The organism is Streptomyces sp. NC-S4, assembly GCF_054353315.1.
In genome coordinates this window covers 5,338,114-5,359,117 of record NZ_CM135937.1, presented here as the reverse complement: position 1 = coordinate 5,359,117, position 21,004 = coordinate 5,338,114, and the positions used below count along the sequence as shown (strand labels likewise).

19 protein-coding genes are annotated in these 21,004 nt (G+C 72.3%); 9 read left to right on the top strand and 10 right to left on the bottom strand.

The window, feature by feature from the left end; translation table 11 throughout:
• Nucleotides 1-72: 72 nt before the first annotated feature.
• Entirely contained in the window at nucleotides 73-1,236 is a 1,164-nt protein-coding gene (locus tag ACXNSR_RS24240; protein ID WP_458637567.1) for an adenylate/guanylate cyclase domain-containing protein, read from the bottom strand.
• 196 nt (nucleotides 1,237-1,432) lie between these two features.
• Nucleotides 1,433-2,299, bottom strand: coding sequence for a biotin--[acetyl-CoA-carboxylase] ligase (locus ACXNSR_RS24235; RefSeq protein ID WP_458637566.1), 867 nt, complete (start codon nucleotides 2,297-2,299; stop codon nucleotides 1,433-1,435).
• A 131-nt stretch (nucleotides 2,300-2,430) separates the two neighbouring features.
• Here ACXNSR_RS24235 and ACXNSR_RS24230 point away from each other — a divergent pair, with 131 nt between their 5' ends.
• The 4 genes from ACXNSR_RS24230 to ACXNSR_RS24215 all read left to right on the top strand — a co-directional run bounded on the left by ACXNSR_RS24230 (nucleotide 2,431) and on the right by ACXNSR_RS24215 (nucleotide 5,307).
• Complete coding sequence (locus ACXNSR_RS24230; RefSeq protein ID WP_458637565.1) at nucleotides 2,431-4,023, top strand: acyl-CoA carboxylase subunit beta; 1,593 nt, start codon at nucleotides 2,431-2,433, stop codon at nucleotides 4,021-4,023.
• 18 nt (nucleotides 4,024-4,041) lie between these two features.
• Complete coding sequence (locus ACXNSR_RS24225) at nucleotides 4,042-4,251, top strand: acyl-CoA carboxylase epsilon subunit (RefSeq protein ID WP_458637564.1); 210 nt, start codon at nucleotides 4,042-4,044, stop codon at nucleotides 4,249-4,251.
• 80 nt (nucleotides 4,252-4,331) lie between these two features.
• Nucleotides 4,332-4,466 carry a morphogenic membrane protein MmpB gene (mmpB, locus tag ACXNSR_RS24220; protein WP_263411711.1) on the top strand — a complete coding sequence of 45 codons (135 nt, stop codon included), beginning with the start codon at nucleotides 4,332-4,334 and terminating at the stop codon, nucleotides 4,464-4,466.
• 205 nt (nucleotides 4,467-4,671) lie between these two features.
• Nucleotides 4,672-5,307, top strand: coding sequence for a nucleoside triphosphate pyrophosphatase (locus ACXNSR_RS24215; protein WP_458637563.1), 636 nt, complete (start codon nucleotides 4,672-4,674; stop codon nucleotides 5,305-5,307).
• Here ACXNSR_RS24215 and ACXNSR_RS24210 read toward each other — a convergent pair.
• Nucleotides 5,288-5,785 (bottom strand): hypothetical protein, encoded by a 498-nt coding sequence (locus ACXNSR_RS24210; RefSeq protein WP_458637562.1) that lies wholly within the window; start codon nucleotides 5,783-5,785, stop codon nucleotides 5,288-5,290. The two genes, ACXNSR_RS24215 and ACXNSR_RS24210, sit on opposite strands and share 20 nt — an antisense overlap.
• Nucleotides 5,786-5,917: 132 nt before the next feature.
• A complete protein-coding gene (locus ACXNSR_RS24205) occupies nucleotides 5,918-7,459 on the bottom strand; it encodes an MFS transporter (RefSeq protein ID WP_458637561.1) in 1,542 nt (513 codons plus the stop codon).
• Nucleotides 7,460-8,067: 608 nt separating this feature from the next.
• Between ACXNSR_RS24205 and ACXNSR_RS24200 the strand changes: the two genes are divergently transcribed.
• Complete coding sequence (locus ACXNSR_RS24200; RefSeq protein WP_458637560.1) at nucleotides 8,068-9,831, top strand: acetyl/propionyl/methylcrotonyl-CoA carboxylase subunit alpha; 1,764 nt, start codon at nucleotides 8,068-8,070, stop codon at nucleotides 9,829-9,831.
• A gap of 101 nt (nucleotides 9,832-9,932) precedes the next feature.
• On the opposite strand, the gene ACXNSR_RS24195 is transcribed toward ACXNSR_RS24200, so the two are convergent.
• Both ACXNSR_RS24195 and ACXNSR_RS24190 read right to left on the bottom strand, forming a co-directional pair.
• On the bottom strand, nucleotides 9,933-10,883 hold the full coding sequence (locus ACXNSR_RS24195) for a DeoR/GlpR family DNA-binding transcription regulator (protein ID WP_189733088.1): 951 nt from the start codon (nucleotides 10,881-10,883) through the stop codon (nucleotides 9,933-9,935).
• A gap of 175 nt (nucleotides 10,884-11,058) precedes the next feature.
• On the bottom strand, nucleotides 11,059-12,498 hold the full coding sequence (locus tag ACXNSR_RS24190; RefSeq protein ID WP_458637559.1) for an NAD(P)H-quinone dehydrogenase: 1,440 nt from the start codon (nucleotides 12,496-12,498) through the stop codon (nucleotides 11,059-11,061).
• 173 nt (nucleotides 12,499-12,671) lie between these two features.
• On the opposite strand from ACXNSR_RS24190, the gene ACXNSR_RS24185 reads away from it, so the two are divergent.
• The 3 genes from ACXNSR_RS24185 to ACXNSR_RS24175 all read left to right on the top strand — a co-directional run bounded on the left by ACXNSR_RS24185 (nucleotide 12,672) and on the right by ACXNSR_RS24175 (nucleotide 15,829).
• Nucleotides 12,672-13,109, top strand: a complete 438-nt coding sequence (locus ACXNSR_RS24185) for a gamma-glutamylcyclotransferase (protein ID WP_030012228.1) — start codon at nucleotides 12,672-12,674, stop codon at nucleotides 13,107-13,109.
• A 220-nt stretch (nucleotides 13,110-13,329) separates the two neighbouring features.
• Nucleotides 13,330-14,136: a purine-nucleoside phosphorylase gene (locus ACXNSR_RS24180; RefSeq protein ID WP_150258917.1), complete on the top strand. Its 807-nt coding sequence runs from the start codon at nucleotides 13,330-13,332 to the stop codon at nucleotides 14,134-14,136.
• A gap of 28 nt (nucleotides 14,137-14,164) precedes the next feature.
• A complete protein-coding gene (locus ACXNSR_RS24175; protein WP_458637558.1) occupies nucleotides 14,165-15,829 on the top strand; it encodes a phospho-sugar mutase in 1,665 nt (554 codons plus the stop codon).
• Nucleotides 15,830-16,114: 285 nt separating this feature from the next.
• On the opposite strand, the gene ACXNSR_RS24170 is transcribed toward ACXNSR_RS24175, so the two are convergent.
• Genes ACXNSR_RS24170 through afsQ1 form a run of 3 tightly spaced genes read right to left on the bottom strand, consistent with a single transcriptional unit; the run spans nucleotide 16,115 to nucleotide 18,886 of the window.
• A complete protein-coding gene (locus ACXNSR_RS24170; protein WP_458637557.1) occupies nucleotides 16,115-16,732 on the bottom strand; it encodes a hypothetical protein in 618 nt (205 codons plus the stop codon).
• Nucleotides 16,725-18,155 (bottom strand): sensor histidine kinase, encoded by a 1,431-nt coding sequence (locus tag ACXNSR_RS24165; RefSeq protein WP_458643379.1) that lies wholly within the window; start codon nucleotides 18,153-18,155, stop codon nucleotides 16,725-16,727. Before ACXNSR_RS24165 ends, ACXNSR_RS24170 begins: the two co-directional genes overlap by 8 nt.
• A gap of 53 nt (nucleotides 18,156-18,208) precedes the next feature.
• Nucleotides 18,209-18,886 carry a two-component system response regulator AfsQ1 gene (afsQ1, locus tag ACXNSR_RS24160; protein WP_063754818.1) on the bottom strand — a complete coding sequence of 226 codons (678 nt, stop codon included), beginning with the start codon at nucleotides 18,884-18,886 and terminating at the stop codon, nucleotides 18,209-18,211.
• Between the two features lie 189 nt (nucleotides 18,887-19,075).
• On the opposite strand from afsQ1, the gene ACXNSR_RS24155 reads away from it, so the two are divergent.
• On the top strand, nucleotides 19,076-19,774 hold the full coding sequence (locus ACXNSR_RS24155; RefSeq protein ID WP_405529458.1) for a SigE family RNA polymerase sigma factor: 699 nt from the start codon (nucleotides 19,076-19,078) through the stop codon (nucleotides 19,772-19,774).
• Nucleotides 19,775-19,928: 154 nt separating this feature from the next.
• Here ACXNSR_RS24155 and ACXNSR_RS24150 read toward each other — a convergent pair whose 3' ends face one another.
• Nucleotides 19,929-20,999 carry a C40 family peptidase gene (locus ACXNSR_RS24150; RefSeq protein ID WP_458637556.1) on the bottom strand — a complete coding sequence of 357 codons (1,071 nt, stop codon included), beginning with the start codon at nucleotides 20,997-20,999 and terminating at the stop codon, nucleotides 19,929-19,931.
• Nucleotides 21,000-21,004: the final 5 nt, after the last annotated feature.

Genomic DNA, 21,004 nt, shown 5'->3' with positions numbered 1-21,004 from the left:
GGCGAGGCGCGGTGCCCCGCCCCCGCGGGCCCGGCGTGATCGGCAGGACACGCCGCAGGGCCCGCAGTCGCGTCAGGCGGGGTTCTTGGGCTTGCGCCGCGTCAGCGACCAGGGCTCCACGACGCCGAGTCCGCGCACCGGCCGCTGCCACATCGGCTGCAGCGCGAAACGGTAGGACGCACCCTCGTCCGGCGCCGTCTCGGCCTCCTTCTCCGACACCGGGGCGGCCCCGGTCCGGGAGAGTTCCTCGGCCATCGCCCCGTCCACCAGCACCGCGTCCTTGGGGGCTATGGACGTCAGCCGGCTGGCCAGGTTCACCGTGGTCCCGAAGACATCGCCCATCCGGGTGGTCACCGTGCCGAAGGCGATCCCGACCCGCAGCTCGGGCATCTGCGCGTCGAGCTCCATCGTCTCGATCAACCGCAGCGCGATCTCCGCCGCCGTCGCCGCGTCGTCGGCGCAGTACAGCACCTCGTCGCCGAGGGTCTTGATCAGCCGGCCGCCGTACGCGGCCACCAGGTCCGCCGCGGTCGTCTCGAAGGACTCGACCAGCTCGCCGAGCTCCTCCTCCTCCAGCCGCCGGGTCAGGCGCGTGAAGCCCACCAGGTCGGCGAAGCCCACGGCGAGCCGCCGGTCGACCATCTCGTCGTCGTCGGCCACCTGCACCACGCGCCCGGTCGCGGCCGCCAGCTGGCGCCGCCACACGTAGACGAGGAACTCCTCCAGCTCGGGCAGCAGCAGCTCGACCAGGGGGTACGTGACCTCCGTACGGGTCATGCCCGGCTCCGGCGGCTCCGTCAGGCCCTCCAGGAACGAGTCGATCTGCCACTCCGCCAGCCGGGCGGTGGTCTGCCCGGTGGACCGCGCCACCTGCACGGCCATCGGCTCGGACAGCAGCCCGGCCTCCACCAGGCCGGCGAGCCGGCGCAGGGCCAGCACGTCGGCCTCGGTCAGCGCCCGGGCCTGCCCGATGTCGGCGAAGCCCATGGCCCGCCAGAAGCGCGAAGCCAGCTCCATGGACACGCCCGCGCTCCGGGCGGCCTGGAACGGGGTGTACCGGCGCTCGGCACCGAGGATCAGCTGCTCCAGCCGGATGGCGAGCGGATCCGCCGTCGGCTGGACCGTGTGGTCGACCTCGTGGTGCGGAGTGTGCTGGTCACGTCCGATCGGGGTGCCCGGGCCGGACGCGGAGCCGCCACCGGCGGACGCGCTGGACGTAGGGTCGTCGACGGTCAAGGGCCGCCTCCTGTCCATTCCGTGCGCACTGCCCTGCGAACCGGTTGATCACCACGAGCACCGGGATCGCCTAAACCATACGGCAGGTGTGCCGTAGCTCACTCCCCCTCCCCGCTTCCGGCCCGCCCGCGACCCGGCCGCGGGGTCCGGGGCGGCGGCCCGGGTGCGGCGCCGCACCCGGCACCCGCTCCCCGTGTCAGTGCACGGAACGCAGGTGGACGACGTCGCCCGCGCCCACCGTCTCGTGCCGGTCCTCGGCCGTGCGGATCACCAGGCGGCCATCGGTGTCCACCGCTTCGGCCGTTCCGGTGAGGGTGCGCCCGCCGGGCAGTTCCGCGCGGACGTGCCGGCCCAGGGTCGCGCAGCCCGCCGCGTAGGTCTCCTGGAGGCCGCTGGCGGCCGGGTCGCCGCCGGACGCCCGCCACCGGCCGTACCACTCCTCCAGCGAGCGCAGTACGGCCTTCAGCAGCGGGTCCCGGTCGGTCACGGAGGCCTTGGCGAGCGCGAGCGACCCCGCGGCCGGTACCGGCAGCTCGTCCTCGGTCAGGCTGACGTTGAGCCCGATCCCGAGGACCACGCCGTCCTCGACCCGCTCGGCGAGGATCCCGCCGGTCTTGCGCTCCTCGCCGTCCACGGTGACCAGCAGGTCGTTGGGCCACTTGAGGGCGGTGTCCACGCCGGCCGCCCGGGACAGCCCGGTCGCGGTGGCCACACCGGCCAGCAGGGTCAGCCACCCCCACCGCTCCTGCGGCACCGCGTCGCCCGGCTTGAGCAGGACGGAGAAGAACAGCCCCGACCGCGCGGGCGCGACCCAGCTGCGGTCCAGCCGCCCGCGCCCGGCACTCTGCTCCTCGGCGACGAGCACGGCCCCCTCGGGCAGCTCGGCCGCCCGGGTGGCAAGGTCGGTATTGGTGGACCCGGTACTGGCGACGACCTCCACGGAGGTCCACAGCCCGTCCCCGGTGACGAGTGCCCTCTGGAGGGCGGCGGCATTGAGGGGCGGCCGGTCCAGGCTCGACCAGCGACCGGAGGGAGCTGCTGCTGAGGCATCTGATGGCGTCATGCAACCCAATGTAGGTGTGTCAAACGCCGCACTGCCGAGCGCCATGCCCGCCGATACGCTACGCACCAGTAGCCAGCAGTAGTCAATCAATTGACCAGGCAGTTGACACCACGCAGGGAGCCGCGACCCCGATGTCACATCCGTCAGAGCCGATCGACATGCACACCACCGCGGGCAAGATCGCGGATCTGCAGCGCCGCATCGACGAAGCCACCCACGCCGGTTCCGCCCGTGCCGTGGAGAAGCAGCACGCCAAGGGCAAGCTGACGGCGCGTGAGCGGGTCGCCCTGCTGCTGGACGAGGGATCCTTCGTCGAGCTCGACGAGTTCGCCCGGCACCGTTCCACCAGCTTCGGCCTGGAGAAGACCCGGCCCTACGGCGACGGCGTCGTCACCGGCTACGGCACCGTGGACGGCCGCCCGGTGGCCGTGTTCTCGCAGGACTTCACCGTCTTCGGCGGGGCCCTCGGCGAGACCTACGGCCAGAAGATCATGAAGGTCATGGACTTCGCGCTGAAGACCGGATGCCCGCTCGTCGGCATCAACGACTCCGGCGGCGCCCGCATCCAGGAGGGCGTCAGCGCGCTGGGCATGTACGGCGAGATCTTCCGCCGCAACGTGCACGCGTCCGGGGTGATCCCGCAGATCAGCCTGATCGTCGGGCCCTGCGCGGGCGGCGCCGTGTACTCCCCCGCCATCACCGACTTCACGGTCATGGTCGACCAGACCTCGCACATGTTCATCACCGGCCCGGACGTCATCAAGACGGTCACCGGCGAGGACGTCGGCTTCGAGGAGCTGGGCGGGGCGCGCACGCACAACAGCACGTCCGGCGTGGCCCACCACATGGCGGGCGACGAGAAGGACGCCATCGAGTACGTGAAGTCACTGCTCGCGTACCTGCCGTCGAACAACCTCTCCGAGCCGCCCTCCTTCCCGGAGGAGGCGGACACCGAGGTCTCCGACACCGACCGCGAGCTCGACGTGCTGATCCCGGACAGCGCGAACCAGCCGTACGACATGCACACCGTGATCGAGCACGTGCTCGACGACGCGGAGTTCCTGGAGACGCAGGCGCTCTTCGCGCCGAACATCCTGACCGGCTTCGGCCGGGTCGAGGGCCACCCGGTGGGTGTCGTCGCCAACCAGCCGATGCAGTTCGCCGGCTGCCTGGACATCGACGCCTCCGAGAAGGCGGCGCGGTTCGTGCGGACCTGCGACGCCTTCAACATCCCCGTGCTGACCTTCGTCGACGTCCCGGGCTTCCTTCCGGGCACCGACCAGGAGTACAACGGAATCATCCGGCGCGGCGCCAAGCTGATCTACGCGTACGCCGAGGCCACCGTTCCGCTGATCACCGTCATCACCCGCAAGGCCTTCGGCGGCGCGTACGACGTCATGGGCTCCAAGCACCTCGGCGCCGACCTGAACCTGGCCTGGCCGACCGCGCAGATCGCCGTCATGGGCGCGCAGGGTGCCGTGAACATCCTGCACCGCCGCACCATCGCGGAGGCCGCCCCCGAGGAGGTGGAGCAGACCCGGGCCCGGCTCATCGCGGAGTACGAGGACGCCCTGCTCAACCCGTACACGGCGGCCGAGCGCGGGTACATCGACGCGGTGACCATGCCGTCCGAGACCCGGGCGCACGTGGTGAAGGGGCTCCGGCAGCTGCGTACCAAGCGGGAGTCCCTGCCCCCGAAGAAGCACGGCAACATCCCGCTCTAGCCCCTCCAGGAGGACTCTGTGGTGATCAAGGTCGTCAAGGGCAACCCGACCCCGGAGGAGCTGGCCGCCGCACTGGCGGTGGTCCGGGCGCGCGCGGCGGCGCTGGCCATGGCGCCGTCGGACGCCCCGCAGGTCGCGGACGAGTGGTCGGCCCCGGCCCGGGTGGCCCGGCGGCGGGTTCCGCATCCGGGACCGCGGGCCTGGGGCCGTACGTACTGGCCCGCGTAGCCCGATCGATACGAACGGGCCGTGGCGCCTGAGTACCCGTACTCAGGCGCCACGGCCCGTTCCGGGTCCAGGATCGGGACATGCTCTGGTCCGACCCGAAGAACGAGCCGCCCAAGGACATGCGCGACGCGCAGGCGATGATCCGGCGGCTGACCCTGGTGCTCGCGCTCGCCATGCTCGTGGTGGTGTACGTCCTGGGCGTGGGCCACTTCTAGGCCGTCTCTTCCGGATCTTGTCGGCCGAGCCCGCGGCGTCCGGCGACGTGCCCGGCAAGGCGGAGGTGCGCACCTCGTACTGGACGTACTCGGGCGCCCCGACAACGCGGCCGGGTGCGGTGCCGGGCGTCGCGGGCCCGGCAAGATCCGGAAGAGACGGCCGGGCGGTCCAGGCGCTGTCCGGGGTGTGCGGGGCGCGCCTACGATGGCCCGCATGACTGCGACACCTGAGCCCCGGACGACGACCGGGCGCAAGCTCGTCCTCGCCTCCGCCTCCCCCGCCCGGCTGAACCTGCTGCGGCAGGCCGGGCTCGCCCCGCACGTGATCGTCAGCGGTTTCGACGAGGACACCCTGAACCACGACGAGCCGGCCGCCCTGGCGCTGGCCCTGGCCGAGGCCAAGGCCGCAGTCGTGGCGGGGCTGGACGAGGCCGCGGGCGCCCTGGTGATCGGCTGCGACTCGGTGCTGGAGCTGGACGGCGAGGCGCTGGGCAAGCCGGCGGACGCCGAGGAGGCCACCGCGCGCTGGAAGTCGATGCGCGGCCGGGCGGGCGTGCTGCGCACCGGTCACTGTGTGATCGACACGGCGGACGGCCGTCAGGTCTCGGCGACGGCGTCGACGACGGTCCGGTTCGGTGAGCCCACGGACGCCGAGGTGGCGGCGTACGTGGCGAGCGGGGAGCCCCTGCACGTGGCGGGGGCGTTCACCCTGGACGGGCTGTCGGCGCCGTTCATCGACGGCATCGACGGGGATCACGGCAACGTCATCGGGCTGTCGCTGCCGCTGCTGCGTTCCCTGCTGGGCGAACTGGACGTGTCGATCACTGACTTGTGGGCTTGAGTTCCCCGAACGGCGGTGGTGGCGGCAGGGGCGGGGTGTCCCCGCCCGGGTCGCCCTCGCCGCCGCCGTTCCCGCCGGTCCGGGCGGGCCCGGCGGCGTAGGACGTCAGGGTCAGTACGAGCAGACACAGGATCAGCATCATCGCCGCGAAGGCGGCCCAGCCGACCAGGGCGACGCAGAGGATGCCGAGCACCCCGTGGGCGACGGCGCCGCTGATGAGCACGACGCGGCCGAAGCGGCCCGGGGGGCGGTCGCCGAGCGCGGTGACGGCGGCGAGCACGGCGCACAGGACGAGGAAGGCGCCCATGCCCGCCCCCATGGCGTAAGTCGCCTTGGACATGACATCCGGATCGCTGCCCGCGATCGACATCGACTGGTTCGCCGTGGTCCGGCCCAGCACGATGTGGACGAGCACGAGCACGGCCGCTTCCACGACGAGCACGATCGCGGCCAGTCCGGCCACGAGTCTTCGCAGCACGACGCCCCACCCCCCACGTGTCACAAGCCCGTTCGACGCCCTGGAGGCTACTAACGGGTAGCCCCGTGGGCAAGGGATCCGCACACCCGGCTTGCGGGCGCCTCCCGCCTCGCGGACGGCCGTACGACGCCGCTACGACGACGGCTTCGGCTTCTTCTCCCGCGGCCACACGGTGTACGACCAGGACCAGACGGTGTCGATCACCCAGATGGTCAGCCAGATCCGGCCGACCCAGACCAGCGGTCCGCGCTCGCCGTCTGGCACGCCGCCGTCCGTGATCTGCCATACGAGCCAGCTGGAGTCCAGGCTCCAGAGGATCAGCTGCCCCAGCGCGAACGCGGCCGAGTGGACGTACCAGTCCCGCCGCTCCTTGCGGGCGTGGGCCTTCGGGCCGAGGACGCTCCCCGCGTTCTTGCCCGTGTCCGTGTCCATGTCCATCTCCATGCCTTCCCGGTCCTCCCAGTCCTCTTCCACGTCGCCGGTCCGCGGCCCGGACCCCTTCCGCTCCTGTCGCAGCCCCAGGGTGCGGACGGCGTACGGCACCACGAGCGCCCCCAGGGCCGAGGTGGCCGCGGCCGCCACGCAGGCGGCGACCCAGCCGGCCTCCTCGTAGAGCAGGCCCATCAGCAGGGGGCCGACCACCACGCCGGCCAGGCGGGCGCTCTCGTACAGGCCCATGGCCCGGCCGATGCGCCCCCCGGAGGCGGCGGCCACGGTCGCCTGCTCCACCGGGATCTGGGCGGCGAAACAGGCGGCGGCCACGGTCCACAGAACGGCGATGACCGGCGGCGTGGTGGCCACGGCGAGCCCCGCGGCGAACAGCGCGCTCGCGGCGAACGAGGCGACCATCGCCGGTGTGCGGCCCACCCGGTCGGTGAGGCGGTGGGCGTGCGCCGGCAGCAGGACGAACACCACGAAGCCGGGGGTGAAGACCAGCGCGATCCCGTTCGGGGACAGGCCCAGGTCCGTCTGCAGCCGGAGCAGCAGGAGCATCCACAGCCCCGCCTCGGCCGCGGCCGTCACCGCGGACACCACCATCAGCGGCAGCAGCCGCCGCTCCGCCGCGCCCCGCCGCTCCCGGCGCTCGGTCTCGGCCCGGGCCGGCTCCTGGCGGGGCCCGCGCAGCAGCAGGCCGGCGGCCACCGCGCAGGCGGCGCCGCCCAGCCAGAACAGCAGCGGGTAGCCGCCGCGTTCGAGCAGGGAGAACGCCACCAGGTAGCCGACGAAGGCACCCTGGCCCTCCGCCGACAGCAACGTGCCGTACGCGGAGGTGCTGTCGCCGTCCTGCGCCCGCCGCCCGGTCCAGGCCCGCAGCGCGACCCAGAACAGGGCTCCGCCGGCGCCGCCCAGGCCCGCCGCGACGAAGGCCACCGCCGGCGAGCCGGCGAGCGCGTAGCCCGCGAACGACAGGGCGTACAGCCCCGCACCGGCCGCGGCCACCCGCCGCTGGTCGAAGCGGTCGGCCAGCTCCCCGGCCAGCGGGCGCACGATCAGCGACAGCACGGCCTCGAAGGCGATCAGCGCGCCGACCACGAAGGCCCCGGCCCCCAGCGTCGAACCCGCCCACAGCGGCAGCAGGAAATCGAGCACCTCCGCCGGGGCGCTCGCGAGCAGCGCCGCCGACAGGACCCGGCGCCCGGCCGGATCCGTGGGCGCCCGCGTCCCGGCGCTCACGCTTCGGCGGCCGGCGGGCAGTTCCCGGCCCCCGCCGTGCCGGATCGGGTGGGGGCGGGCCCCGCGACGGAGTCCTCTAACGCCATGTGTCCGGTCCTCGTCTCGCCGTCGTCGTCGTTTCCATGCCGTCCGTAGGACGCCGTTCGGCCCGCCCGGGTTGTCAACTCGCCGGTACACCGCCGCCGCACGGTCGCGGGCCCCGGTGTCGTCCATCCGTAGGACACGCCCGGCGCGCTGCCGACCGCCCGGGCCCGTACGAGCCGCATCGCTGTGGGTACGGTGTTGTCCCTGTTCGCCCTGCGGGACGACCGGGCTACCAATCAGTAAACAAGGGGACAACTCCGCTCACGACCGCAAAGAAACTGTGGGCCGTTCGTAGGGACTCGACAAAGAATCACCCGGGGCGGCTGACCGGGGGGACAGAGACCTTGGCTACATGACGGGGTTACTGTGCAGTCGGGGATCCCCCTGACCTGGGGCGCCACAAGGGTTCCCCGGCGGATCGGCCCTCGCATCACACTCTGTGTGGGCAAGGTCACCACCGGGGAAGGGTCGAAAGGCCGTGTGGGCTGTCCCTAAACTCAGCTTGTTTCAAGGAGGGAGCCATCGTGCGCAAGGTGCTCATCGCCAACCGTGGCGAAATCGCTGTCCGCGTTGCTCGGGCCTGCCGGGACGCCGGGATCGGGAGCGTAGCCGTCTACGCCGATCCGGACCGGGACGCTCTGCACGTCCGCGCGGCCGACGAAGCTTTCGCGTTGGGCGGTGACACCCCGGCCGCCAGCTACCTGGACATCTCCAAGGTCCTCCAGGCCGCAGCCGACTCCGGTGCGGACGCCATCCATCCCGGATACGGCTTCCTCTCCGAGAACGCCGACTTCGCCCAGGCCGTGATCGACGCCGGCCTGACCTGGATCGGTCCGCCGCCGCAGGCCATCCGTGACCTCGGCGACAAGGTGGCCGCCCGTCACATCGCCCAGCGCGCCGGGGCGCCGCTGGTCGCCGGTACGCCGGACCCGGTCTCCGGAGCCGAGGAGGTCGTCGCCTTCGCCAAGGAGCACGGCCTGCCGATCGCCATCAAGGCGGCCTTCGGCGGTGGCGGTCGCGGCCTGAAGGTCGCCCGCACCCTCGAAGAGGTCCCGGAGCTCTACGAATCCGCCGTCCGTGAGGCCGTCGCCGCCTTCGGCCGCGGCGAGTGCTTCGTCGAGCGTTACCTCGACAAGCCGCGCCACGTCGAGACCCAGTGCCTGGCCGACTCGCACGGCAACGTCGTCGTCGTGTCGACCCGTGACTGCTCGCTCCAGCGCCGCCACCAGAAGCTCGTGGAGGAGGCCCCGGCACCGTTCCTGAGCGACGCTCAGAACGCGGAGCTGTACGCCGCCTCCAAGGCCATCCTGAAGGAAGCCGGCTACGTCGGCGCCGGCACCGTCGAGTTCCTCGTCTCCGCCGACGGCCTGATCTCCTTCCTGGAGGTCAACACCCGCCTCCAGGTCGAGCACCCGGTCACCGAAGAGGTCTCGGGCATCGACCTGGTCCGCGAGATGTTCCGCATCGCCGACGGCGAGGAGCTCGGCTACGGCGACCCGGTCCTGCGCGGTCACTCCATCGAGTTCCGCATCAACGGCGAGGACCCGGGCCGCGGCTTCCTCCCGGCGCCCGGCACCGTCACCAAGTTCGCCGCGCCGTCCGGCCCGGGCGTCCGCCTCGACGCGGGCGTCGAGTCCGGCTCGGTCATCGGCCCGGCGTGGGACTCGCTCCTGGCCAAGCTGATCGTCACCGGTGCCACCCGCGAGCAGGCCCTGCAGCGCGCGGCCCGCGCGCTGGCCGAGTTCGAGGTCGAGGGCATGGCCACGGCCATCCCCTTCCACCGTGCGGTCGTCGTCGACCCGGCGTTCGCCCCCACGGACGGCACCCCGTTCACCGTCTACACCCGGTGGATCGAGACCGAGTTCGTCAACGAGATCCCGGCGTTCACGGCTCCGGCCGCGGAGGACACCGAGGACGAGCCGGGTCGCGAGACGGTGGTCGTCGAGGTCGGCGGCAAGCGCCTGGAGGTCTCGCTCCCGTCGTCCCTGGGCATGACCCTGGCGCGCACGGCCGCCGCCGGTGGCGCGAAGCCGAAGCGCCGCGCGGCGAAGAAGTCCGGCCCGGCCGCCTCCGGCGACACCCTCGCCTCCCCGATGCAGGGCACGATCGTCAAGGTCGCGGTCGAGGAGGGCCAGCAGGTCAACGAGGGCGACCTGGTCGTCGTGCTCGAGGCCATGAAGATGGAGCAGCCGCTGAACGCGCACCGCTCCGGCACCGTCGTCGGCCTCACCGCCGAGGTCGGCGCGTCGGTCACCTCGGGCGCCACCATCTGCGAGATCAAGGACTGACGTCCGAGAACGCCTCGAACGCCGGCGGGGCTGAGAAATCAGCCCCGCCGGCGTTCGAGGCGCGGGGTCCGGGGCGGAGCCCCGGCACACGGCCCGGGGACCTAGCGGCGCCGCATGTCGGCCACGCGGGCCCGCTCCGCCTGCGGCTCCAGCATCCCGCCGGCGGCACTGCGCAGCTGCGCCGTCGGGCCGCCCCGCCGCTGCACCGGCAACGGCGATTCGCGGCGCGGCCGCCGCCCCTGCATCCCGTCCACGCCGCCGGAGGCCACGGCCCCGCCGGCCACGGTGATCTGCACGCCCTGGTCCGCCAGCGCCTGCAGCTCCGTACCCGCCCGGTCGTCGTGCGGCGGCGGCTCGTCCGTCACCAGCCTCGTCATCACGTCGGTGGGCACGGTCTGGAACATGGTGTCGGTACCGAGCTTCGTGTGGTCGGCCAGCACCACCACCTCCGCCGCCGCCTGCACCAGCGCCCGGTCCACACTGGCGGACAGCATGTTGGACGTGGACAGCCCGCGCTCGGCGGTCAGACCGCTGCCCGACAGGAAGGCCCGCGAGACCCGCAGCCCCTGGAGGGACTGTTCGGCCCCGCTGCCCACGAGGGCGTAGTTGGACCCGCGCAGGGTGCCGCCGGTCATGACCACCTCCACCCGGTTGGCGTGGGCCAGGGCCTGGGCGACGAGCAGCGAGTTGGTGACGACGGTCAGTCCGGGCACGCGGGCGAGCCGGCGGGCCAGCTCCTGGGTCGTGGTGCCCGCGCCGACGACGACGGCCTCGCCCTCTTCGACGAGGGAGGCGGCGACATCGGCGATGGCGGTCTTCTCCGCCGTCGCGAGATGGGACTTTTGCGGAAAGCCGGACTCCCGCGTGAAACCGCCCGGCAAGACCGCACCGCCGTGTCGGCGGTCGAGGAGTCCTTCTGCCTCCAGTGCCCGCACGTCCCGCCGTACGGTCACTTCGGAGGTCTGGACGACGCGGGCGAGCTCCCGGAGCGATACCGCTCCGTTGGCCCGCACCATTTCGAGGATCAATTGGCGACGTTCTGCAGCGAACACGAAACTGACAGTAACGCCAACGACCGTCTGCTTTCAGCTCTTTGCGCCGGAATACCGAAGTTGTCCATAAGGCGGGGCGACTAGTGGTATACGCGGCCCGAGAGTTGGGTGAACTTCTCGCCACGAAACCGCGCCCCGCCCCAAACTCCTTATGGCGTGCGGCGGTTAGCGGGGCTCACGCCTCGCCGGCGGCCTTCCGCGTGTGCAGCTGACGGGCCACCTCGGCGATCGAACCCGACAGCGAGGGGTACACGGTGAACGCTTTTGCGATCTGCTCGACCGTCAGGTTGTTGTCGACGGCGATCGAGATGGGGTGGATCAGCTCGCTCGCGCGCGGGGAGACGACCACACCGCCGACCACGATGCCGGTGCCCGGACGGCAGAACAGCTTCACGAAGCCGTCCCGGATGCCCTGCATCTTGGCGCGCGGGTTGCGCAGCAGCGGGAGCTTCACCACACGGGCGTCGATCTTGCCCGCGTCCACGTCCGCCTGGGTGTAGCCGACGGTGGCGATCTCCGGGTCGGTGAAGACGTTCGAGGAGACCGTCTTGAGGTTCAGCGGGGCCACCGCGTCACCGAGGAAGTGGTACATCGCGATGCGGCCCTGCATCGCCGCGACCGACGCGAGCGCGAAGACGCCCGTGACGTCACCGGCGGCGTACACGCCGGGCGCGGAGGTGCGCGAGACCTTGTCGGTCCAGATGTGCCCGGAGTCCTTGAGCCGGACCCCGGACTCCTCCAGGTTCATGTTCGCGGTGTTGGGGATCGCGCCGACCGCCATCAGGCAGTGCGTACCGGTCAGCACGCGGCCGTCGGAGAGGGTGACCTCGACCCGGTCGCCCACCCGCTTGGCGGATTCGGCGCGCGAGCGCCCGACGACGTTCATGCCGCGGCGCCGGAAGACGTCCTCCAGCACGGCGGCGGCGTCCGGGTCCTCGCCGGGCAGCACGCGGTCGCGGGAGGACACGAGGGTCACCCGGGAGCCGAGGGCCTGGTACGCGCCGGCGAACTCGGCGCCGGTCACGCCGGAGCCGACCACGATGAGCTCCTCGGGGAGTTCGTCGAGGTCGTAGACCTGGGTCCAGTTCAGGATCCGCTCGCCGTCGGGCATGGCGTCGGGGATCTCGCGGGGGGTGCCGCCGGTCGCGATCAGGACGGCGTCCGCGGTCAGGATGGTCTCCGACCCGTCGGCGGCCGTGACGATGACGTCCCGGGTGCCGTCGATGCCCTGCGGCCCGCCGAGCTTGCCGCGGCCGCGCACCACGCGGGCGCCGGCCCGGGTGACGGAGGCGGTGATGTCGTGCGACTGGGCGAGCGCGAGGCGCTTGACGCGCCGGTTCACCTTGCCGAGGTCCACGCCGACGACGCGCGCGGCCTGCTCGATGTGCGAGGTGTCGTCCGCGACGACGATGCCGAGCTCCTCGTACGAGGAGTCGAAGGTCGTCATCACCTCGGCGGTCGCGATCAGAGTCTTGGAAGGTACGCAGTCGGTCAGGACCGAGGCCCCGCCCAGACCGTCGCAGTCGACGACGGTCACCTCCGCGCCGAGCTGGGCCCCCACCAGGGCTGCCTCATACCCGCCGGGTCCGCCGCCGATGATCACGATCCGGGTCACGAAAAGTCCGCCTCACGTCTACCCGGCCGGCTGCCGCCCCGGCCGGTGTTCCGGGGGGTCTCCCCGGGGGATGCATTCCGTGCTCCATTGTCCCGCACGCTTCAAGGTGCTTCGCGCCCGGTCCCGCCATCCGGGCACGCGTGCACCGGCACCCCTCCCGTACTCTCGACCACATGTCGCTCTACGCCGCGTACGCCGGCAACCTCGACCCGCGGCTGATGACGCGCCGCGCTCCGCATTCGCCGCTGCGCGGCACGGGCTGGATCAACGACTGGCGGCTGACCTTCGGCGGCGAGCAGATGGGCTGGGAGGGCGCTCTCGCGACGATCGTCGAAGCCCCGCGCCACCAGGTCTTCGTCGCCCTGTACGACATCGCGCCGCTGGACGAGGACTCGATGGACCGCTGGGAGGGTGTCGGACTCGACATCTACCGCCGGATGCGGGTGCGCGTGCACACGCTGGACGGCGAGGAGGCGGCGTGGGTGTACGTCCTGAACGGCTACGAGGGCGGTCTGCCCTCGGCGCGCTACCTGGGCGAGATCGCGGATGCCGCGGAGTCCGCGGGCGCTCCCCACGACTACGTGATGGAAATCCGCAAGCGCCCCTGCTGACCCCCTGCGGGGACGCTCGCCCGATTCCGCCGCGCAATCCCGGCCCCGCCGGCGACCGAGGCGCGGGGTCCGGGGCGGAGCCCCGATCCTTCGGCCCCGCCGGCCGCCCGCTCGCCGGCCGCCCCACGGGACGTTTCGGCGGAAACGACAAGGCAACGATCCGAACACCGTGAGCTGTGCCATCTACGCGCGTAGCCAGAAAACGGTTACGCTCGTCCGCGTGAACGCATCTGTTACCGACCCCTTCGCCGCCGCCGACGCCGCAGCCGCCCGCCTGCGTGAGCTGACCGGCGTGGACACCCACGATGTCGCCCTCGTCATGGGCTCCGGATGGGCCCCCGCCGCAGAGGCGCTCGGCGCCCCCGAGGCCGAGTTCCTGGTCACCGAGCTGCCCGGCTTCCCGCCCGCCGCCGTCGAGGGCCACGGCGGCAAGATCCGCTCGTACAAGATCGGCGACAAGCGCGCCCTGGTCTTCCTCGGCCGGACCCACTTCTACGAGGGCCGCGGCGTCGCCGCCGTCGCCCACGGCGTGCGCACCGCCGTCGCCGCCGGCTGCAAGACCGTCGTGCTGACCAACGGCTGCGGTGGTCTGCGCGAGGGCATGAAGCCCGGCCAGCCCGTCCTGATCAGCGACCACCTCAACCTGACGGCCACCTCGCCGATCGTCGGGGCGAACTTCGTCGACCTCACCGACCTGTACTCGCCGCGCCTGCGCGCGATGTGCAAGGAGATCGACGCGAGCCTCGAAGAGGGCGTCTACGTCCAGTTCCCCGGCCCGCACTACGAGACCCCGGCCGAGATCAACATGATCCGCGTCATGGGTGCCGACCTGGTCGGCATGTCCACCGTCCTGGAGGCCATCGCCGCCCGTGAGGCCGGCGCCGAGGTGCTCGGCATCTCCCTGGTCACCAACCTGGCGGCGGGCCTGTCCGGCGAGCCGCTGAACCACGAAGAGGTCCTCCAGGCCGGCCGCGACTCGGCCGCCCGCATGGGCACGCTGCTGACGCAGGTCCTCGCCCGCATCTGATCGACGTACGAGAGCTAAGGCGGAAGCAGTGCAGGAACAGGCACAGGCACAGGCACAGGACGACCTGATCACCCGGGCGCAGGCCTGGCTGGCCGAGGACCCGGATCCGGAGACGGCCGCGGAGCTGGCCGCGCTCATCGAGGCCGGCGACACCGCGGAGCTCGCGGACCGTTTCTCGGGCACCCTGCAGTTCGGCACCGCCGGACTGCGCGGTGAGATCGGTGCCGGCCCGATGCGGATGAACCGCGGTGTGGTCATCCGGGCCGCGGCGGGCCTCGCGGCCTACCTGAAGGCCCAGGGCCACGACGGCGGCCTGGTCGTCGTCGGCTACGACGCCCGCTACAAGTCGGCGGACTTCGCCCGCGACACCGCGGCCGTCATGACCGGTGCCGGGCTGCGCGCGGCCCTCCTGCCCCGCCCGCTTCCGACGCCCGTCCTCGCGTACGCGATAAGGCACCTCGGTGCCGTCGCCGGCGTCGAGGTGACCGCGAGCCACAACCCGCCCCGGGACAACGGCTACAAGGTCTACCTCGGCGACGGCTCGCAGATCGTCTCCCCGGCCGACTCCGAGATCGCCGCGCAGATCGCGGCGGTCGAGAAGCTGGCCGACGTACCGCGCCCGGAGTCCGGCTGGCAGGAGCTCGGCGACGAGGTCCTGGAGGCCTACCTGGCGCGCACGGACGCCGTCCTCACCCCCGGCTCCCCCCGGGGCGTGCGGACGGTCTACACGGCCATGCACGGCGTCGGCAAGGACGTCGTCCTGGCGGCCTTCGCCCGGCACGGCTTCCCGGAGCCGGTCCTCGTCGCCGAGCAGGCCGAGCCCGACCCGGCCTTCCCGACCGTGGCGTTCCCGAACCCGGAGGAGCCGGGCGCGATGGACCTGGCCTTCGCGAAGGCCGCCGAGGTCCAGCCCGACATCGTGATCGCCAACGACCCGGACGCGGACCGCTGCGCCGTGGCCGTCCCCACCGGGGACGGCTGGCGGATGCTGCGCGGCGACGAGGTCGGCGCGCTGCTGGCGGCCCACCTGGTCCACAAGGGGGCGCAGGGCGTCTTCGCGGAGTCCATCGTCTCCTCCAGCCTCCTGGGCCGGATCGCGGAGGCGGCGGGCGTCGGCTACGAGGAGACCCTCACCGGCTTCAAGTGGATCGCCCGCGTCGAGGGCCTGCGCTACGGCTACGAGGAGGCGCTCGGCTACTGCGTGGACCCCGAGGGGGTCCGCGACAAGGACGGCGTCACCGCCGCCCTGCTGGTGGCGGAGCTGGCCTCGGTGCTCAAGGAGCAGGGCCGCACCCTGACCGATCTGCTGGACGACCTGGCGATGGCCCACGGCCTGCACGCCACGGACCAGCTGTCGGTGCGCGTCTCGGACCTGTCGATCATCGCCGACGCGATGGCGGCGCTGCGCGCGCAGCCGCCGGTGTCGCTGGCCGGTCTGCGGGTGGTCTCGGCGGAGGACCTGTCCCAGGGCACGGAGGCCCTCCCGCCCACGGACGGCCTGCGCTACTACCTGGACGGCACGTACAAGGCCCGGGTCATCGCCCGCCCGTCGGGTACCGAGCCCAAGCTGAAGTGCTACCTGGAGGTCGTGGTCCCGGTGGCCGAGGCCTCCGACCTGGCGGCGGCCCGCGTCCGCGGCCAGGAGGTCCTGGACGCGATCAAGAAGGACCTCTCGGTGGCCATGGGCATCTGATCCCGCCGGGGCGCCTCGCGCGCCCCGGCCCCGGGGAGCCTCACCAGCCCCGCGCCGCCGCGCCGGACTCCGTCCGTCCGGCACAGGGCCGGGGTTTCGGCCCCCTGCCCGGCCCGGTCCCGCCCCGTCCGGCGGGACCGGGCCTTCGCATGTCCGGCCCGCTCGGCGGCACCCGCCGGTCGGAGGCCGGCGCAGCGGCGCGAAGCCGGTGAGGCGCCCCGGCGCCGAGCCGCGCGAGCGGCGCGTCAAGAAGGAGAGCGGCGCGTCGGGAAGGCGTGCGGCGCGTCAGGAAGGGGACGGCGAGGCGGACGGCGTCGGGCTGGCCAGTTCGCCCAGCGTCGGCACCGACTCCGGCCGCGAGCGGACCGCGTCCGTGCACTCCCACGCCCGTGGCGGGTCCACGTCGGGCCCGCCCAGGATCACCGGGCCCGGGGTCGCCTTCAGGGCCTCGCTGCCCGCCAGCGTGCACACGATCTGCGAGAGCGCCACCGGCGGCAGGTCCTCCGGCCTGCGGCTGAGCCGCACCGTGCCGGCCGGGTCGCCCGCCCGCGGTACCCCCGCCGACAGCCCGAGCGGGACCTCGCTCGTGAAGCCGGCGTCCCGCTCCTCCGTGCTCGGCGTCCGCTCCAGCGCTTCCAGCAGCGCCTGCGCGACCAGTGCCAGGGGGTCCCGTACGGGCTTCTTCTCGGGTACCGGGATCACCCGCTCCACGCCCACCAGCTGTGATCCGCAGACCAGCTCCACGGTGGCCCGGAAGCCCTGCACCCCGCCGGGCTGTTCCTGCGTGTCGCACGACACCCGCGACGGCGCCGGGCCCACGTCCACCGGCACGGTCGTCGCCCGGATCCCGCAGGCCGACGTCGCGAGCATCAGGACCGCGACCACCGGCAGAGTCCTACGCATCCTCGTCACCCGCGATCACCTTTCCCACGTCCACCGGCAGCCGCAGCGTGAACAGCGCACCGCCGCCCGCCACGTTGGCGGCCGTGATGTCGCCGCCGTGGATGTGCGCGTTCTCCACGGCGATCGACAGGCCGAGCCCGCTGCCGTCCGACTTCGGCCGCGACGCGCTCGCCTTGTAGAACCGGTCGAAGACGTGCGGCAGGACTTCCTCGGGAATGCCGGGACCGTTGTCCTGCACCGCGATGGCCAGCCACTCCCCCTCCACCGTCACCGACACCCGGACCGGCGAGCCGCCGTGCTTGAGCGCGTTGCCGATCAGGTTGGCGAGGATGACGTCGAGGCGGCGCGGGTCGAGGCGGACCACGATGCCCCGCTCGGCGTCGAGTTCGACCGCGTCGAGCCAGGCCCGGGCGTCGATGCAGGCCGTGACCTGGTCGGCGACGTCCACGTCGTCCAGGACCAGCTTGGCCGTACCCGCGTCGAAGCGGGTGACCTCCATCAGGTTCTCCACCAGGATGTTCAGCCGCCGGGTCTCGCTGACCACCAGCGCCACCGCCGGTGCGATCATCGGATCGAGGTCTTCGACCTCCTCCTCCAGCACCTCGGCGACCGCCGTCAGCGCCGTCAGCGGAGTGCGCAGTTCGTGCGACATGTCCGCGACGAAGCGCCGGCTGGCCTCCTCCCGCGCGCTCATGTCGGCGACCTTCTTCTCCAGCGCCTCGGCCGTCTTGTTGAAGGTGTGCGACAGGTCGGCGAGTTCGTCCGTGCCCGACACGTCGAGGCGGTGGTCCAGCTCGCCCTCGCCGAGCCGCCGCGCCGCGTCCCCGAGCCGCTGCACGGGCTTGAGGACGGTACGGGCCGCGGCCTGCGCCAGCAGGGCGGAGCCGAGCAGCGCGAGACCGGTGGCGATGGTCAGCGACCAGCCGAGCGCGTTCAGGTCGTCCCGCTCCTGCGCGAGGGACTTGTACATGTAGCCGGTGAGCCCGCCGCCCACGATCCGCGTCCCGCCGACCAGGTACGGATTGCCGTGCGGCTTCGTCCGCTGCCAGTACACGTGGTACTCGGAGTCGTTCGCGGCGGTGGTCTTCTGCCGGTCGTTCACCGCGTTCTGCAGGGACTTCGGCACGCTGGCCAGCCCGAAGGAGTCGGGCCCCGCCGCGCCGAAGATCTGCCGGTTGTCCTTGCCCACCTGCACCAGCAGCACGCTGTAGCCGGGGCTGCTGCCCGCCATCAGTTCGGCGGTGCGCTGCAGCTCCTCGGCGGTGGGGTCGGCGGGCAGCGCGGCGGCACGGTTCTGCATCTCCTGCCGGAAGTCGCCGAGCGCCGCGTCCTGGACGCGGGTGAGCACGGCCTCGCGGTTGAGCCAGTAGGCGATCCCGGAGGCCGAGACCGCGGCCGTCAGCGCGACCAGGCAGAACACCATGAGGAGCCGCAGCCGCAGGCTGGTCCAGCGCCGGCCCGCGAGCAACGCGCGGATCACTGTGGGGAGTCCAGGCGGTAGCCGACGCCCCGGACCGTACGGATCAGGGTGGGCGAGGAGGGCACGTCCTCGACCTTGGCGCGCAGCCGCTGCACGCAGGCGTCGACGAGCCGCGAGTCACCGAGGTAGTCGTGCTCCCAGACCAGCCGCAGCAGCTGCTGGCGCGAGAGCGCCTGCCCGGGCCGGCGGCTCAGTTCGAGCAGCAGCCTCAGCTCGGTCGGCGTGAGCTGCAGGTCCTCGCCGTTCTTCGTCACGGTCATGGCGGCCCGGTCGATGACCAGGGAGCCGAAGCTCGCCGAATCGCTCGACTCGCGCTCGCCCCGGCGCAGTACGGCCCGGATCCGGGCGTCGAGGACCCGGCCCTGGACGGGCTTGACCACGTAGTCGTCGGCGCCGGACTCCAGGCCGACGACCACGTCGATGTCATCGCTGCGCGCGGTGAGCAGGATGATCGGCAGCTGGTCGGTGCGGCGGATCCGCCGGCACACCTCGAAGCCGTCGATCCCGGGCAGCATCACGTCCAGCACGATCAGATCCGGCCGCTGCTCGCGCAGCAGTTTCAGGCCGTCCTCGCCCGTCGCCGCGGTGGCCACACGGTGGCCCTGGCGTGACAGGGAGAGTTCGAGGGCCGTGCGGATGGCGTCGTCGTCCTCGATCAGCAACAGGAAAGGCACGGGCTCATTCTGACCCATCGGCCGTCGGGAGTTCGACCGTCGTGCGACGTGATCCTGTCGGGGTCCTGTCAGGAGTCGCTGTGACACGGCTGTGACAGTCGACGGACACCGCGGTTAAGTCGGCCCGGCAATCTTTTCATCAACGCACAGCGGACCGAAGCACAGACACTCCACGACGGGGGGCGCGAGATGAACACGCTGCACAGCACCACGACCAGCGCGGTTGTCACGCGGCTGCACGATGTGAACCGCCGGGCGGGTGTCCGTACGGTGGCGGTCGCCCGTCCCCGGCCGGCCCACGTCGTAGCCATTGACGCAAACCAGTACCAGGCGGTTCCCGCCGCCGAGCAGACTCCTTCCACCACCTCGGAGGCGGAGTTCACGGCGTACGTCCAGGAACGGCGCGCCGCCCTGTACGCGACGGCCTTCCACCTCACCGGCGACCGGTACGAGGCCGAGGACCTGCTGCAGAGCGCGCTGTTCTCCACCTACCGCGCCTGGGACCGGATCAGCGACAAGGCGGCCGTCGGCGGCTACCTGCGCCGCACGATGACGAACCTGCACATCAGCGCGTGGCGTCGGCGGAAGCTGAACGAGTACCCGACGGAGGAGCTGCCCGAGACGGCCTCCGACACGGACGCGATGCGCGGTACGGAGCTGCGCGCGGTGCTGTGGCAGGCCCTGACCCGTATCCCGGAGCCGCAGCGCACGATGCTGGTGCTCCGCTACTACGAGGGCCGCACGGACCCGGAGATCGCGGAGATCCTCGGCATCAGCGTCGGCACGGTGAAGTCGAGCATCTGGCGCTCGCTGCGCCGCCTGCGGGAGGACGAGGCGCTCAGCTTCGGCCGTGACGAGGCGGAGTCCTTCGAGGAGCTCGTCGCGTAGCGCGGCGACCACAAAAGCCATCGGGCCGGGGGGCCCGTCCTACGGGGGTGGGACGGGGGTCGCGGGGGGAAAAGGCGGGATCAAGCGGACGGGGGTCCGCCTGATCCCGCCTTTTCGCATGTCCGGTGCGTCCGCGGGCCGCGCGGACGGCCGGTCACAGGCGCTTGGCGCTGCGCAGGGCGGCGGCGTAGTAGCCGTTGCCGTCGAGGCGGGAGGCGCCGCCCTTGTCGCCGATGGTGGGGCCGTTGGCCTCTTCACGGCTCGATATGAAGATCTTGTGCCCTTCGGTGTCGTTGCCGAGGTACATGCCGGTGTGGTCCAGCCGTTCGCCGGTGCGCGCGTCGAGCTTGAAGAACACCAGGTCGCCGGGCTGGAGGACGTCGACGGAGGCCGGCCGGTCCTGCGGGCCGACGCCCTTGAGGGGCAGGATGTCCACGCCGGTCTTCGAGCGGGCCATTCCGTTGGCGGTGCGCGGCAGTCCGTTGCCGGTGGTGTCGGAGGCCATCAGGGGGAAGCGGCCGCGGTAGCCGAAGACCGTGCGGATGAAGCCGGAGCAGTCCAGGGACCGGTGCTTGGCCTTCTCCGGCGTCTGCGTGGTGCCGTTGCGGAAGGTGTACGGGATGCCGAGGTAGTCGTAGAAGTCCGACTGCTCCAGGCGGAGGTCGTTGCCCACGGAGCCGTTCGGGTTGATCGGCCCGAAGGACGCGTCGCCCGCGTACAGGACGCCGGCCGCGTCCTTCTTGACCGGCGCCTGGTCCCCGTACTGGAAGGCGATGGCGAAGAGGTCGTCCTCCTCGCTCCCGTAGTACTTCTTGAACCAGTCCTGGAACCACTGCTCGCGCTCCGCGCCGCTGCGCCAGCTCTCCGGCAGCAGGCGGACCCAGTTGTCGGTGACGACGCGGGTCCCGGTGGTGGCCGGCTCGGTGAAGGTGCGGCTCTTGCCGGTGAGCGACGCGGTGCGCGCGCCGTCCGTGAAGGTGGCGAGGACGGCGCCGTCGGCGCCACGCAGGACCGAGCGTTCCGGGTTCTTCAGCCGCTCCCACTTCTGGGCGCCCTGCTGGGCGCCGCCCTGCTGGGCCCGGTCGGTGACGCGCAGCACGGCGGGGGCCTTGGCCTGCTCCTCCTTGCGCAGCTCGTAGGTGAAGTACGCGCTGCCTGCCAGCAGGACCCCCACGACGGCGGCGTGCAGGACGGGACGGGTGCGGCGGGCGGGCTTGGCGGTCATCGGTG

Excerpts from the sequence above, each read along its gene's own strand:
- ACXNSR_RS24155 (WP_405529458.1), top strand. The coding sequence starts at position 19,076 with ATGAACACGCTGCACAGCACCACGACCAGCGCGGTTGTCACGCGGCTG.
- ACXNSR_RS24185 (WP_030012228.1), top strand. The coding sequence starts at position 12,672 with ATGTCGCTCTACGCCGCGTACGCCGGCAACCTCGACCCGCGGCTGATG.
- ACXNSR_RS24230 (WP_458637565.1), top strand. The coding sequence starts at position 2,431 with ATGTCACATCCGTCAGAGCCGATCGACATGCACACCACCGCGGGCAAG.
- ACXNSR_RS24150 (WP_458637556.1), bottom strand. The coding sequence starts at position 20,999 with ATGACCGCCAAGCCCGCCCGCCGCACCCGTCCCGTCCTGCACGCCGCC.
- ACXNSR_RS24165 (WP_458643379.1), bottom strand. The coding sequence starts at position 18,155 with ATGGTGTTCTGCCTGGTCGCGCTGACGGCCGCGGTCTCGGCCTCCGGG.
- mmpB (WP_263411711.1), top strand. The coding sequence starts at position 4,332 with ATGCTCTGGTCCGACCCGAAGAACGAGCCGCCCAAGGACATGCGCGAC.
- ACXNSR_RS24170 (WP_458637557.1), bottom strand. The coding sequence starts at position 16,732 with ATGCGTAGGACTCTGCCGGTGGTCGCGGTCCTGATGCTCGCGACGTCG.
- ACXNSR_RS24215 (WP_458637563.1), top strand. The coding sequence starts at position 4,672 with ATGGCCCGCATGACTGCGACACCTGAGCCCCGGACGACGACCGGGCGC.
- ACXNSR_RS24235 (WP_458637566.1), bottom strand. The coding sequence starts at position 2,299 with ATGACGCCATCAGATGCCTCAGCAGCAGCTCCCTCCGGTCGCTGGTCG.